Genomic DNA, 13968 nt, shown 5'->3' on the forward strand with positions numbered 1-13968 from the left:
ATTGAACATATTGGGCGCCACATAGATTAATCCCTATCAGGGTGAATTCAATTATGCAAATTAAAGGAAAACATGAACATGTCACGTATTTCTAGCTTGGAAGTGCAACTGAGTAATGTCAAATCATTATTAAGAACAATGTGTGACGCTGTGAAAACCGGACTTTTGACTTTAATCCATCATTTTGAGCATCCCAATCAAAGCCGTTTGATTAAGGTTGTTGTTCTTGATTCAGAAATTGATAATTTAGAAAGGGCAATTGATACAGCGATATTGCAAATATTAGCGACACAACAACCTTTAGGTTATGATTTACGATTTGCATACGCGTGTGCAAAAATTGCCCATCATATTGAACGCATTGGTGATGCGGTAGAAAGCTTGGCGAGACAGCTTGTTAATGGCGATATTCCAGAACAAAAAGAAATATTTTTAGAAATGTTAAATGATACAAAAGATCTTTTTGAACGCTCGTATTCGGCGATGTTTGAAAGTGATTTGTCATTAATTCATGAAATTCATAGTTTAGATGACAAAGTCGATTTTAAACAGCGAGAGCTATACCATATTGCTAAAGAAATTTTAAAAAAAAGAGATAAAAGTCATATTGATAAGGCGCTTAGAATTATTAGTATGAGTACAAAATTAGAAAAAATTGCCGATCTTTGTTGTAATTGGGCGGCACAAATTGATTTTGCAGAAAATGGAATGGTGCGTCGTAAAATTCAAAAGCGAAAATACCGTGTTGTGTTTATGGATGGAACTGGTGGCATGGTTGCAAGTCTTGCAGCATCATTTTTATATCAAAATGTAAAAGATATTGTTGATATTTCGGTTGTTGCTATGCAGCCCGTTAAAAATGGCACGATTCTTAATTTCACCAGTATGTTAACAGAATACGACATGACACCGCAAATTTTTCCGATTGCCAGAATTACGTCGATGAATTGGAATAAAGTGTTAATGTTAATTATTTTAGGTAATTTTGAGATTTCTAGGGATGAATTGGAGATCGTTCCATATAAAACTGTGCAAATACGTTGGCCAGAAATAAATTTTAACCCCGAAGAGCTTGAGAATAATTCTGATATTTTTAAAAAATTTGTAAATTTACTCTTACTTCGTAACAATAACCTAACGCAAATTATTGTGCGCACTAAAGATCAAAGTGAGTATCAATAAATCTGACGTAAGGAATTTTTTTCAAAAAAAATCTCTAATAATTACACTAATAAACAATTTGACACGTCAAAAATTCACATTCTGACAAAAATTAGACTGCTAATAATAAATAGTGTTCATGTAAGCTACAAGAAAAGGCGGTTATTTTTGTAAAAATTTTTGGAGGAAAAGTTTGTTGAAGAAAAATTTCTTCACATACAGTTTTGTAGGGTTAATAAGTATAGCTGGAGGAAAATTTTACTCTATCAATAGCTATGCGCAAAATTTAAATTCAAAAAAAGAAAAAAACTCAAAAACAATTCAAGTGGGTGAAGATAGTTACAGAATGGTTTTTGAGCTTAATGAACCAAGACGCTATGCAACTCGATTTATTAAAGAAACAAGAACGTTACAATTAAAAATAATTCCTGCGCGTGCAAAAGAATTTGATGCCTCGTCATATTATGATACCCGTTACGTAAAAAGAGTTATAATTCAAGAAGATAAATCAGAAGTTACTTTAAATATTCAACTTAAAAATATTCCGGTTGGTTGGGTTGTTGCAACACAAAGTAAACCATGGAGAATTATATTAGACTTTTGGCGAACAGAACCCGAAGAAAAAAATCTTCAAGCAGATTGGAATTGGCAGCCCGATTACATTGATGGCATGAGTGATTATTTTGAACAAGAAGCACTCCCTGCTGCTATGGTCAATTCTAGTACTCCTACGGCGGGTAGTGCTGTTGCGTCTTTAAAAGAAAATATTGCCCCTTCACCAGTTGTAGAGCACAATTCCGACAAAAAAGAACAAAATACTCACTCACATAATGAGGATAAGGTAAATAAAAGTGACAAGAGCGAAGTTTCTACAGTTAAGCTTGAAAAAAATTATGGATTACCAGAAATTTATGGAAGACTCGAAAAAGCAATAGTGCTTTCTGATGCAAAATCAGCACATCTTCAAATGGAAATGGGTGCTGGGTTTGGTGGAAAAGATGAAGTTGAAATTGGAAAAAAAATTGCTGAAGAATTTTATCTTGGTGGTAATGAATTACAATCATTAACTATTTTTAGAAGACTTGCTGCTCTGTCAGATAAAACATTCAAATCAAATCCGAAGTATTTATGGTATGCGGGAGAATCCGCTTATCTTACAAAAAATTTTACGTTAGCAAATGATTATTTGCGTTCGTTGTTACTTAATTTTCCAGGAACATCTTATTCAGAATTAGCCAAATTGAGAATTGTTGATATTGATGAGCTAAGTCATTCAAAAGAAAAAGGTTATGGAAAAACAGGAACAAAAAATTCACAAATTTATTCGCAAATGGCGTTGTCAGATAAGTCTCCGCAAATTGTAAAAATTGCAGCAACATTAAGGGCTTTAAATGGAATTATTGATGAAAATCCTTCAGCTGCAAAAACATACCAGCAAAATCTCGACGCATGTGTTGGATCTCGCAGTGTTCCGTTTGATTTGCTGAAAAATTGTGCATACAATAAAACAAGAGCACAAGTTGACAATGAGAGCATCAATGCTTCCGACGCTGCGGTACAGCAATTCAAAAAACTGGCACCCGATGATAAACGCACGGTTGGTCTAGAAAAAATCATTGTGCAACGTGTGATCGATCTCTTAAAGAAAACTGCAAGGACCAAGCAGTGGGAAGAATGGATCTCATTTGAAAAGAAAGCGAGACCTTCTTTATTAGAATTCACCTTTGCAAATGCAGATGCTCTTTTTACAAGGGCAGAAGCTTATGAAGCAGTTGGTGAAAACCAAAAGTCGGCGCAATTATTCAGCGCTTTTTGGCAAGCATCACAAGACCAAAAAAAGAAAAATGAAGCAGGCGCTCTCGCTGCAAGGCTCTATTATCGAAGTAATAAGCCTAAAGAAGCAGAGGAATTTTTAAAAAGAGTGGAGCGCGATTCAACAAGAAAGAGTGAAGGCCTAACAGACCTGTCTATTAGCGCCTTTCGAGAACTCTCAGTTGCGCCATATCGCAACAGTATAGCCTTACGTTTACTGATGGATGAAATGAAACTGGGTCGTTATGTCGAACGAGATCTTAATACCCTGTCTGAATGGGTGCAACGGCTTCGCAAAACGGTTGATGCAGAATCTTTATATACCAAGATTCTTGCTTATCCCGCGAAGTCTGCGGATGAAATTCAGATAGTTGAATCGTCAATCTTGCAATTTGCAGAAGATTTACGGGACTCAGGTCGGTTTGCAAATTCTGGGGATATGTACCTTGCGGTGGCAAATTTGCCGCAAGGAAACCATCGAGCAGAAAGCGCATACAAAGCCGGAGTTGTTTATGCGAGAGCGGGGCTGTTTGATAAAGCAAAAAACGCTTGGCTTATCGCTGCAAATGACACCAACGACAAACGTTTTTCATCGCTGGCGAGTGAAAGACTCGACAGGCTTAGTAAATAAACGTGAGTTCTATGTTTCTTGATTGGAGGATGATTTATGAGTGATGTGCGTCCACTGGGACTGTTCGACATTGATACAACAAATTACGGAACACAACAAGGTAACAATTCGTTAGATGGGCGTAATGTACTCGCCAATAATGTTGCTTCAGAAGTTGATAATCGAATTTCTGAAGAAGAAATGCTACGTCATTATCCAACAAGGGATGAAAAAGTATATAAACTTCTTGAAGTTGCTCGTACTATTGCGCCAACTAAAGTTCCTGTTTTAATTACAGGTGAAAGCGGAGTAGGTAAAGAAACTTTTGCAAAAGCGATTCACATTGCAGGCGGTCGTGAACGTGGCAGATTTATAGTTGCAAATAGTTCTAACATTCCCGCTAATTTTTTTGAAATGGAATTATTTAGTAATCAACGTAACGGTCATGATTATAATCAACTCAACAACAATCGTCCTATTGAAACATGTTCTTTAATGTTAGACGAAGTCACAGAGCTTGATGCTTCGATGCAATTAAAATTGCTTAGAATATTAAAAGAACAAGATTTAAACAAAGGATCAATTCGCAGAGGAACAGCGGCTGACGCAAGAATTATTGCCTGCAGTCATAAAAATATTCAAGATGAAGTTAACGCACAAAGATTTAGAAATGATTTATTTTTTAAATTACATGTCATTCAAATTGATATACCACCACTTCGTCAAAGGCTAGTTGATATCGACTTTTATTCTGAAATACTACTTCGTGAATTCAATATTCAATTTTCAAAAAATGTGCAACTCTCTCCAACTGCAAAGCAAGCGCTAAGAACATACACATGGCCAGGTAATACTCGCGAATTAAGAAATGTGATTCAACGCTCTGTTTTGCTTTCAACACGCGATTATATTGGTGTCGAAGAATTGCATCTAATGAAAGCAAATAGCAGAACAGAAGTTGCAATGGGCGAACCATTACCGCAAGTGACATTAATGGAACTGGAACAACGTCTCATTTTACAAACACTAAGACGCATGAATGGCAATCGAACTCATACTGCTAAAGCATTAGGTATTTCTTTAAGAGCGTTACGTTACAAGCTCAATGAGTTGGTTGAATGTGGATACGAAGTTGAAGGAAAAAATGTATGAAGAGCACAGTCATTGGGAACCAAATTTTTGGTAAACCAGATGCGGTTCTCGAAGAAAGTTTAAACCAGCGTTTAAAAAGACAAACTGTAAATATTGCAAACATAACAAACTCGTTAACTCCTGGTTACCGATCTTTAGGTTTTGATTTTGAAAAACAACTTCAAGCAGCTATTGGATCTGATAAAGACTTAATTATGAAAGTGAGTGATTCAAGGCACATTAAAGCACCCGGAATGGGTGCCGATGGGATTTTAAAGCCTGATATGTATGTAAAACCTACCGAAAGCATAGGTAATGATGGAAATACAGTGGATGTTGATCAAGAAATGACAGAAATGGCAGGAAATCAAATTTTATATAAAGCAACAATTGAGTCGTTAAATAGAAAACTTGGTATGTTACGTTATGCAATAAACGGTGGCAGATAATTTTAAAAATTTTCTATCGGAGATCTTTGTATGAGTTTTATAGAAGGATTAAAAATAAGCGCTTCAGGACTTTCTGCCGAAAGAATTAGAATGAACGTTATTTCTTCAAATATTGCGAATGTGAATACATCAAGAACAGAAGAAGGTGAACCTTATAAAAGAAAAGACGTTCTTTTTACAGCAAGAAATTCTGGATTAAGTTTTGATAATTTAATGCGTTTAGCATTTGATCCGCATTTAAAAGAAGTAAAAGTTGATGGTATTACAGAAGATCGCAGAGCCCCTAGGCTTCTTTATAATCCGAATCACCCTGATGCCAATGAAAATGGGTATGTTGCAATGCCGAATATTTCAATCATGGAAGAAATGGTGAATATGATTACAAGCAATCGTTCTTTTGAAAGTAACACTCAAGCTATTAATGCTACGAAATCAATGGCACAAACAGCCATTGGTATTGGTCGTTAATAATTTAGGACAAACAAATGATTAATCCAATTTCGCAATCTCAGCTAGAATATATAAGATTAAAACAAAAATTAATAAACTCTGTTCCACAACAAAGTGGAGGAGGTACGCCTCCTATAAATCCAATGGAGAAAACAGAATTTCAAGATTTGGTAGAAAAAGGAGTTAAAGAAGTCAACATTGGTGCCCGTGAGGCTGAAAAAGCGAGTATGGATTTGGCGTCTGGTCGTTCAAGTAATATTCATGAAACAATGCTTGCTGTTACTAAAGCAGAACTCGGATTTAATATGTTAGTTCAAATGCGAAATAAAGTGATTGAAGCTTATCAAGAAGTTATGAGAATGCAGGTATAAACTTTTTAAAATGCAATATGATTCAGTTGCGTTAAGAAAGGTTTTTTTATTATGTTTGAAAAAATAAATCAATTTGTATCGCAATTTATCATACAGAGTAAAGCATTTTATGCTGGACTTACTAAAGGAAGAAAAATTGCGATAGGAATTAGTTTATTTGCAATTTTTTTTGTTATAGGGGCTTTTATTTTTTGGAAACCAACGGTTCGTTACGATACAGCCTACATAAATTTATCTGCAGAAGACAAAACAGGAATTCTCGCTCACTTAAAAAAATCAGGTTATAAAGACTATAAATTAGAAGGAGACACTATCGCATTTCCTGAAGATAAAATTATGGAAATCAAAATGTCTCTTGCGCAAGAGGGGTTACCGAGTACTGGTATTGGTTTGGGTTGGGAAAAATTTGATGACAGATCATTTGGTTTGTCTGACTTTGAGCAAAGAATTAATAAACTTAGAGCGCTGCAAGGAGAGTTATCCCGGACAATTGGAAAACTTGATTCTGTAGCAAATAGCAGAGTGCATATTGTTATTCCAGATAATGCTATTTTTGCAGAAGATAAAAAGTCTCCTACAGCAAGTATTTATCTTAAAATTAAAGCAGGCAAAAGCTTATCGCAAAGACAGATTCAAGGTATTATTCATTTAACTGCGAGAGCGGTTGAAGGGCTCGATCCCAAAGGTGTCACAATTATTGACCAAGACGGCAATATGCTGACTCAGCCAGATGAAATGGATGGTGGTATTGATAGAATTACCTCTGCCCAACGCGAATTTCAGAGAAAAGTAGAACGAGAATTAGAGCAAAAAATTCGTGATATTCTTGCCCGTGCGGTTGGCCATGACAAGGTTGTATCAAAAGTTGATGCTTTTATCGAGTTTAAAAAAGTTGAAACAACAATATCTGATGTTGATCCCGAAAGAACGGCTGTGATTGCGTCGCAACGCAATGAGCAATCTTCTCAAGGTAACGGTTTAAACCCCACAGGTGTTCCAGGAGCAAAAAGTAACCTTCCTGGTGAACGAGAAGATATGGGAGTGGCTGGGGGACTCACCAATAGCACCAAATCCAGTACAGAAAACTTAAACTTTGAAGTTAAAAAAACCCTAAGTAAAATTGTCGAACCCATTGGTAATATCACAAAGTTAAGCGCTTCTATTTTGGTTGATGGCAAAACCATCGATGACAAATATGTCCCTCGCACACCTGAAGAAATGGCAATGATTACAAAGCTGGTCAAAAACGCGATTGGTTTTCAAGAAGGGCGCGATAACATCACTGTGGAAAGCACGCAGTTTGAGCTGGATGAGTTTGCATTGGCTGAAAAAGCATCGTTGTCTGCGCGGCAGACAGCACTTATTCAAACTGCGATTTTAGGATTGGTAGCCATTGCGGCGATGTTCTTTATTTATTACTCGTTGGTGAGACCATACTTTAGATGGTTAACATACGATCCCGAAAAGCGTTCCAAGGAGCAGTTGGCATTGGTGGATTATGAGCTAGAACGCACTGGCGCTGGGGCTAGAAGGGTGAAACTTAAGGAAGAAGTGCCATTTGACAAGCTTTCACCTAAAGAGCAAATTTTTTACTTGGCTAAAAATGATCCGCAAAAAACAACAGAGGCAATTCGTCAGTTACTTAGCCCTAATCATTAATTTTCTTTAACAATGTCTAATTGAATTTTATTAAAAGATCCCTTTCCAGAATATGATGATTTCATATCTTGATTTCCTGTCGTGGGATCGATGGCTTTGAATATAACTTCATAATTTGCTATAAATTGTTGAGAACCAACATACAAAACTTGTTTTTTATCACAGTGGGCTATTTTGGATAAGTTACTGGAATCTAATGCTTTAATTGTGCATTTTAATGTTCCAGGGGTAACAAATGGGGGGGCATTGTAGGGACAAAGGGTGAAATCTGAACTTTGTTGACCATCTCCTTTAACACAAATTTCTTTTGAATTTATGCTTGCACTCGAAGAGCCTTTTAAAGAAAATTGTGGAGTTCCTAATAAAACGGCACCATCGATGCTATCAAATTTTACCAAATCTCCAGTGGTTAGAACTGATTTTGCTGTCACCTTATCCCTTTCTTTAAAAAATTTAAAGGAAAAGCCTTATAACACAGAGAATTTTAGCTGTAAATTATTTAAAAAATGCAAACAAAAAATAGTTTCCTCTTTTTAAAGAATAAATTTTAGATAATTTTTTTGTATTTATTCTTTAATGGTAATTAGTAAAATAAGATAAAATTAAATAAATAATGTTATAATAACAATAAATAATAAATAAATCTGTTTACTTGTTAAAGGTTGGCCTAGAAATTGCTTGTAGTAATTCTATGGGTTGGTTCCTGTTAGTTATTAAAGAGAATTGAACCTATGTTTAATAAGAAAGGAAGAGTGAAATGGCAAGAGGAACACAACAAAAACTTTCAACTTACAAGCCACCACGCGTGCAAATTACTTATGATTTAGAAGTTAACGGAGAAAGAAAAACTCAAGAACTTCCTTTCGTTACTGGTGTAATGGCAAATTTTTCTGGGCATCAACACCAAAAAGTAAAAAAATTAAAAAATCAAAAATTTATCGAAGTCAATAAAGAAAATTTTAATAATGTTGTCAGTTCTGTTGCACCAAAATTAAATATTGCTGTTGCAGATAAGGTAAATAACAGAGAGGGTAAAACCAAAATAGAATTAAACTTTTCTTCTATTGATGATTTTAATCCAGGAAAAATTGTTAATAATGTTGATTTTCTTAACAAATTAATGGATACAAGAAAAAAATTATTAGAACTTCAAGCTCATGTAGAATGTAATGAAAAACTAGAAGAAACATTAATCCAGTTTTTAAAAGATCCAGCAGCATTAAAACAGCTAGCACACGCAAAAAAAAGTGATCTGTCTGAAGCTTCTGCAGAACAATTGAATAATTAAAAAGGAGGCTTTAACATGAAAACTATTAGCGAAATTCAAGTCGACACAGGCAAAAATATTAATTTAGAAAATCTACAAGAAAATATTCTTGATCAAGCTTTGGTATCAGCAAATTTAAATAAAAGCTCTGAACAAATTGGCAATGCAAAAGATATGCTTGTGTTATTTGCAGATGAAGTCATTTCTGAGCGTATGTTTTTTAAAAAAAATATTTCAAATATGATAAGTCAACGCATTGCAGATATTGATGAAATTTTAACAAACCAAGTAAACGAAATTATTCATCACCCAGAATTTCAAAAGCTGGAGGCTTCCTGGCGTGGCTTGCATAATTTAGTGAAATATTCTGAGCCCGATGAAGCTTTAAAAGTTGCGATATTAGACGTTACAAAAGAAGATATTATGAGTGATGCAGATTCTGCGCCAGAGTTTGATGAAACTGGTTTATTTAAACTTGTTTATGAAAACGAGTATGGCACTTTTGGTGGTACTCCATTTGGTTTATTGGTTGGTGATTATACTTTTGGAAAAGGCTTAGAAGAAATTGCTTGTATGAAAGCAATTTCTGCGGTGGCTGCCGCGGCGCATGCGCCATTTGTTGCCGCAGCAGAGCATGATTTATTTAATATTGATAGCTTTGAAAATCTTGATAAACCAAAACATCTTGGTAAATTATTTCAAACAGCCGAATATGGTGCTTGGAATAGTTTTCGATCTCAAGAAGATTCAAAATATATAACATTAACTCTTCCGCGTGTGATTATGCGTGAGCCATATGGCGGAAAAAATGGAATTCCTGTTAAAGAGTTTTATTTTGAAGAAGATTTAAATGGAACTGAGCACGAAAAATATTTATGGGGAAATCCTGCGTTTTCTTTGGCAGAGCGCATGGTTGATTCTTACAGGCAATTTGGTTGGTTTTCTAATATTCGTGGTTCAGAAAATGGTGGTACAGTTTCGCAATTGCCAATTCATACTTTTATCGATAACGAAGGCAAAGCTAATTTTAAAATTCCGGTAGAAACAGTGATTACGGATCGGAGAGAAAAAGAGCTGGATGATTTAGGATTTTTACCTTTGGTTTATAAAAGAGGGACAGATACCGCCACATTTTTTGGTTCTAAAACAATTCATAAACTTGAAGAATACGATAATGATTTAGCAAATGCCAATGCGCAACTTTCTATTCAGTTACCTTACGTGATGGCGCTTTCTCGATTTGCTCATTATTTAAAAGTTATAATGCGCGATAAAATTGGTTCTTTTACAAATTTATCGGAAATTAGTTCGTATTTAAATAGATGGGTAACGCAATATGTTATTTTAAATGACGAAGCAAGTAATTACACAAAAAGTTGTCACCCCTTAAGAGAAGCTAAAATTGATGTTGTTTCTGTGCCAGGAAAGGTAGGTGCTTATAAAGCAGTGATGTATTTACGACCACATTTTTATTTAAATGAACTTACTGTTTCATTACGTTTAGTTACTGACTTAAATAAATAATTTATAGGAGAAAAAATGACAGCACGTATTTTGATGAAAATAAAAAATAAAGAAGGACATTTTTTAAATTCATATAATCAACATAAAGTAACTGAAGTTTTATTACTTACTGATCATAATCGGTTGCTTTTAGCGAATCCTGCAGATGATTTTCATAATTTTAATGAATATCAGTTTAGCGTAAAATATCACATAGAAGACGATAAATCTATAAATGAACTTTGTGGTGGAAAAACATTGGTAGATTGCGTTAAAATTGCGAAAGTTAATTTTAAAAATGATCCAAAAAATACAGGTAATGTTATTCCGTTACTAATGACGCAAATTGGATTATATAATTTTAATTTAAAAGTAACAAAAGATGAAGACTCAAGAACTGCTCTTTTTGTTTTTTCTCACTTAAGTGAATTGGATAGTAATGGTACTTCTACAGTAGTGCAAAAACACTTTATTGAAAAAGAGATGACAGCACCTCTTCAAAGAACGGAATATTTTGATGCTTCTACAAATTGCTCTATTACAGATCCTCCTAAAGGATTTAATATCGATTTAGTACCAGACATCATTAAAGTGTAAAATAAGTTTAAACTTAAATTTTTCAAATATATGGTTAACGATGAAGAGACTCGATAATATTTTTTACGGTTTACAAAAACAAAGTAAGGAAGATTTGTTTTTGTCTCTTTCTCGTAATCTTGATAATATTTTAAATACAAGAAGTTCTTTATCCTGTTCAGATTTTATATCAAGTGAATTTTTATCGAGTATTTATTTTGGTGTTCCTAGTTTTACGCATCTTTCTATGAATTCTAAAAAAGATAAAGAAATACTATGTATCTCTATTGAAAAAGCAATAGTTAACTTTGAAAATAGATTGCAAAATGTTATGGTTGAGTTTTGTAATTATGATAATTTAAAAAAAGAAGCAAAAATTGTTGTTTTTGGCGAATTTTTAAAGAATGAGGTGGTGGTTAACCTTGTTCTTAAAGTGGTGTTTTGGGAGTTTCTTGTTAATGTCAAAAAAGAATGATAGCTCAAATTTTTTGAATACTTACCTTAATACTCTCAATAATTTAAGAAATAATGGTAAAATTTTTTCACAAGAAAATCCTGAGATAGCAAGTCATTTAAATTTAGCATTTAGACAAAGCAATGATCCAGAAACAGAGCGACTTATTGAATCTTTTGCTTATATGTTTGCAAATGTTGAAAGTAAATCTTTTTTGTTTCGCAATGAGTATTTTACAAATTTTATTGAAGGGTTTTTTCCTGAGCTCAATAATAAAATTCCTGCACTTTCTGTATTAAAAATTAGTTTAGATAAAAGTATTTTTTCAAAAGAAAAATTTGTAGAAAAAATTCCAAAATCAACTTTATTTTCTTGTAAAAATAGTAACGGAATCAATTGCTTTTTTACATCATTAGATCCGGAAATTTTACCCGCATCAATGCTAGTAAACTCTAATTTTAAAGAAATAAATAGTATAACAAGTCGTCATGCAATCGAATTGAATTTTGAAATGTTTTGCCCTGTATCTGTTTCACAAGACCATCCTTATTCAATACCTTTATATATAGACTCAGATTTTAACACTTCACTCGAAATTTTTGAAGCCTTATTTTCGAGTGAAGAGCCTATTCAAGTTTTTTTAGAGGATGAAAAAAAATATTATAAAATTTCAAGAGACAGTTTGTCTCATAATTTTAATAATTTATCTCACGGTATGCAAAAAAATTATTTGTATTTTTTTTATGATTTTATTAATTATTATCAAAAATATTTCTTTTTTAAATTAAATTTAAATATACCATGTACTCTAAACAAAAAATTTAAAATTTTAATTCCTATTAAAAATAAGGAGCTAACAAATTTTCAAAGAATCGAGAATCAATTTATTCAATCTCATTGTATTCCTGTTGTCAATATTTTTGAAAAAAAACTAAAGCCTATTAAATGTAATAATGAAAAAAATGAGTATGAACTTAAGATCGCGGATTATTTAGAAGAAAATACCGAAATTTTAAAGCTTAATTCTGTTGTGACATATGATTCAAATTCTGGAGAAAGTATTGCTATTCCTTCTTTCTATGATTTAGAAGAAAATAGTTCCCTAAAAGTATGGCATTCAAATTTGTATTGGTCAACAAGAAAAACTTTTTTAGATCATACAGAAAATAATTATTCTATATTTTTAAAAATATTTTCTTTAAAAGAAGAAGATAAAAATTCAAACTCGTTGGTTGATTATTTTTTTCCCACAGCAGATTGTACAAATGCAGATGAAGTTAATAATATTGCTCCCAATACCCAGTTTCAATGCCACTATGGTGTTATCTCATACAAAAAAATTCAATCGCTATTTTGGCCCAAGTGTGGCAAGCGGCCGTTGGTTGGTAGTAATAGTATTGAGGCGCTTCATATTTTATTGAAGCTAAATTACGAATTGTTATCTCAAAAAATCTTAAACCCATTAGAATTAGTAAAAATAATTGATTTTATTTGTAATGACGAAAATCCCATTAAATCATTGATTAAAAATATATTATTTAATTCAAATGGATTTAGCTCAGAAGAAATTATTAAACAAAAAGTTATTGGTAATCAATCATTTTATGTACCAGGAATTTTGTATAAATTAAAAATATTTAACAAAAATATAAATATTTCAGGCGTGCACTTTTTTATTAATTTTTTAAATTACTATTTTGATCAAATCAAGGATTTTAATAATTTTGTTAAATTTGAAGTAGATTGGGTATGAATATAAATAAATTGTATTTAGTTAATAATTTATCTTCTAAAATTGAAGATAATATGTTTGATAAAAATTTAAGAGATTTTTTGTCTTATGAAAATATTTTTTTTGACGAGAAGTGTTTTTCATCTTCTACACCCTATTTTTTTATAAAAAATAAAAATGGTTTTTGCTTTAAGCAAAGAATGCCTTTAAATACTCACTTGCCAGATTTTATAGTTAATAATTTTAACTTGTATGAAAAAAATAATAAAAATATGGTAATTTCATTTTTAAAGATTTTTTTAAACGAAATATTATTCTTAAATTTTAAAACAGAAATTCAAAATAAAAGATATTTATACTCTATATCTAAAAATAATTTTAGTTTAACGAAAAATATTTTTAAAAGTAAAATGAGTGTGATTCATGTTTTTAAGAGATTTTTTAAAAATGAAATAATAATTGAAGAATTTATTCCAAAAAATGTTAATAATTCTTTTCAATTTTCGTTAGGTTATTCTAATATATTTTCAAAAAATTATAAAAATAAATTTTCATTAGGTCAATCAGTTAAAGTTTTTTTATCTAGAATTTCTGTGACTGTTATTATTGATTGTGATGAAATAAATAATTTATCAGCGTTTTTAAATTATATTAATTTTAGTAATAATTTTATTGTTTTTTCATCAATGAAAAAAAATTCTAACAAAAAGTATAAGATAAAGTTTGTTTTAGAAAAAAATAAATGCATTTCTGCAGTTGTTTATCCAAGTGCTAGGGCATTATCAAAGTAAGG

General features: G+C 32.3%; 14 protein-coding genes. 13 read left to right on the top strand and 1 reads right to left on the bottom strand.

Annotated features, from left to right (window positions below):
- Positions 1-78 precede the first annotated feature (78 nt).
- From Spiro2_RS03690 to fliF, 7 genes are all read left to right on the top strand, one after another.
- On the top strand, positions 79-1182 hold the full coding sequence (locus Spiro2_RS03690) for a phosphate uptake regulator PhoU (protein WP_338637134.1): 1104 nt from the start codon (positions 79-81) through the stop codon (positions 1180-1182).
- A 172-nt stretch (positions 1183-1354) separates the two neighbouring features.
- The gene (locus tag Spiro2_RS03695; protein WP_338637136.1) at positions 1355-3604 is read left to right on the top strand and encodes a hypothetical protein; all 2250 of its coding nucleotides are present in this window, start codon (positions 1355-1357) and stop codon (positions 3602-3604) included.
- A 36-nt stretch (positions 3605-3640) separates the two neighbouring features.
- Entirely contained in the window at positions 3641-4735 is a 1095-nt protein-coding gene (locus Spiro2_RS03700; protein ID WP_338637137.1) for a sigma 54-interacting transcriptional regulator, read from the top strand.
- Positions 4732-5163 (top strand): flagellar basal body rod protein FlgB, encoded by a 432-nt coding sequence (gene flgB, locus Spiro2_RS03705; RefSeq protein WP_338637138.1) that lies wholly within the window; start codon positions 4732-4734, stop codon positions 5161-5163. Before Spiro2_RS03700 ends, flgB begins: the two co-directional genes overlap by 4 nt.
- A 30-nt stretch (positions 5164-5193) precedes the next feature.
- Positions 5194-5631, top strand: coding sequence for a flagellar basal body rod protein FlgC (flgC, locus tag Spiro2_RS03710; protein ID WP_338637139.1), 438 nt, complete (start codon positions 5194-5196; stop codon positions 5629-5631).
- A 17-nt stretch (positions 5632-5648) separates the two neighbouring features.
- The gene (gene fliE / locus Spiro2_RS03715; RefSeq protein WP_338637140.1) at positions 5649-5984 is read left to right on the top strand and encodes a flagellar hook-basal body complex protein FliE; all 336 of its coding nucleotides are present in this window, start codon (positions 5649-5651) and stop codon (positions 5982-5984) included.
- A gap of 51 nt (positions 5985-6035) precedes the next feature.
- Complete coding sequence (fliF, locus tag Spiro2_RS03720) at positions 6036-7643, top strand: flagellar basal-body MS-ring/collar protein FliF (protein ID WP_338637142.1); 1608 nt, start codon at positions 6036-6038, stop codon at positions 7641-7643.
- Here the strand turns inward: fliF and Spiro2_RS03725 are convergent.
- A complete protein-coding gene (locus Spiro2_RS03725) occupies positions 7640-8074 on the bottom strand; it encodes a hypothetical protein (protein WP_338637143.1) in 435 nt (144 codons plus the stop codon). The two genes, fliF and Spiro2_RS03725, sit on opposite strands and share 4 nt — an antisense overlap.
- 326 nt (positions 8075-8400) lie before the next feature.
- Here Spiro2_RS03725 and tssB point away from each other — a divergent pair, with 326 nt between their 5' ends.
- From tssB to Spiro2_RS03755, 6 genes are read left to right on the top strand one after another with little or no spacing between them, the layout of a single operon-like run.
- Positions 8401-8931: a type VI secretion system contractile sheath small subunit gene (gene tssB / locus Spiro2_RS03730; RefSeq protein WP_338637145.1), complete on the top strand. Its 531-nt coding sequence runs from the start codon at positions 8401-8403 to the stop codon at positions 8929-8931.
- A 15-nt stretch (positions 8932-8946) separates the two neighbouring features.
- A complete protein-coding gene (tssC, locus tag Spiro2_RS03735; protein WP_338637147.1) occupies positions 8947-10434 on the top strand; it encodes a type VI secretion system contractile sheath large subunit in 1488 nt (495 codons plus the stop codon).
- Between the two features lie 15 nt (positions 10435-10449).
- Positions 10450-11010, top strand: coding sequence for a hypothetical protein (locus Spiro2_RS03740; RefSeq protein ID WP_338637149.1), 561 nt, complete (start codon positions 10450-10452; stop codon positions 11008-11010).
- A gap of 40 nt (positions 11011-11050) precedes the next feature.
- Positions 11051-11464, top strand: coding sequence for a type VI secretion system baseplate subunit TssE (gene tssE, locus Spiro2_RS03745; RefSeq protein ID WP_338637151.1), 414 nt, complete (start codon positions 11051-11053; stop codon positions 11462-11464).
- Positions 11448-13196, top strand: coding sequence for a type VI secretion system baseplate subunit TssF (locus Spiro2_RS03750; RefSeq protein WP_338637152.1), 1749 nt, complete (start codon positions 11448-11450; stop codon positions 13194-13196). Before tssE ends, Spiro2_RS03750 begins: the two co-directional genes overlap by 17 nt.
- Positions 13193-13966, top strand: coding sequence for a hypothetical protein (locus tag Spiro2_RS03755; RefSeq protein WP_338637153.1), 774 nt, complete (start codon positions 13193-13195; stop codon positions 13964-13966). The genes Spiro2_RS03750 and Spiro2_RS03755 overlap by 4 nt, the downstream gene beginning before the upstream one ends.
- Positions 13967-13968: the final 2 nt, after the last annotated feature.

This window comes from Spirobacillus cienkowskii, assembly GCF_037081835.1.
In the GTDB taxonomy this organism is placed as follows: domain Bacteria; phylum Bdellovibrionota_B; class Oligoflexia; order Silvanigrellales; family Silvanigrellaceae; genus Silvanigrella; species Silvanigrella cienkowskii.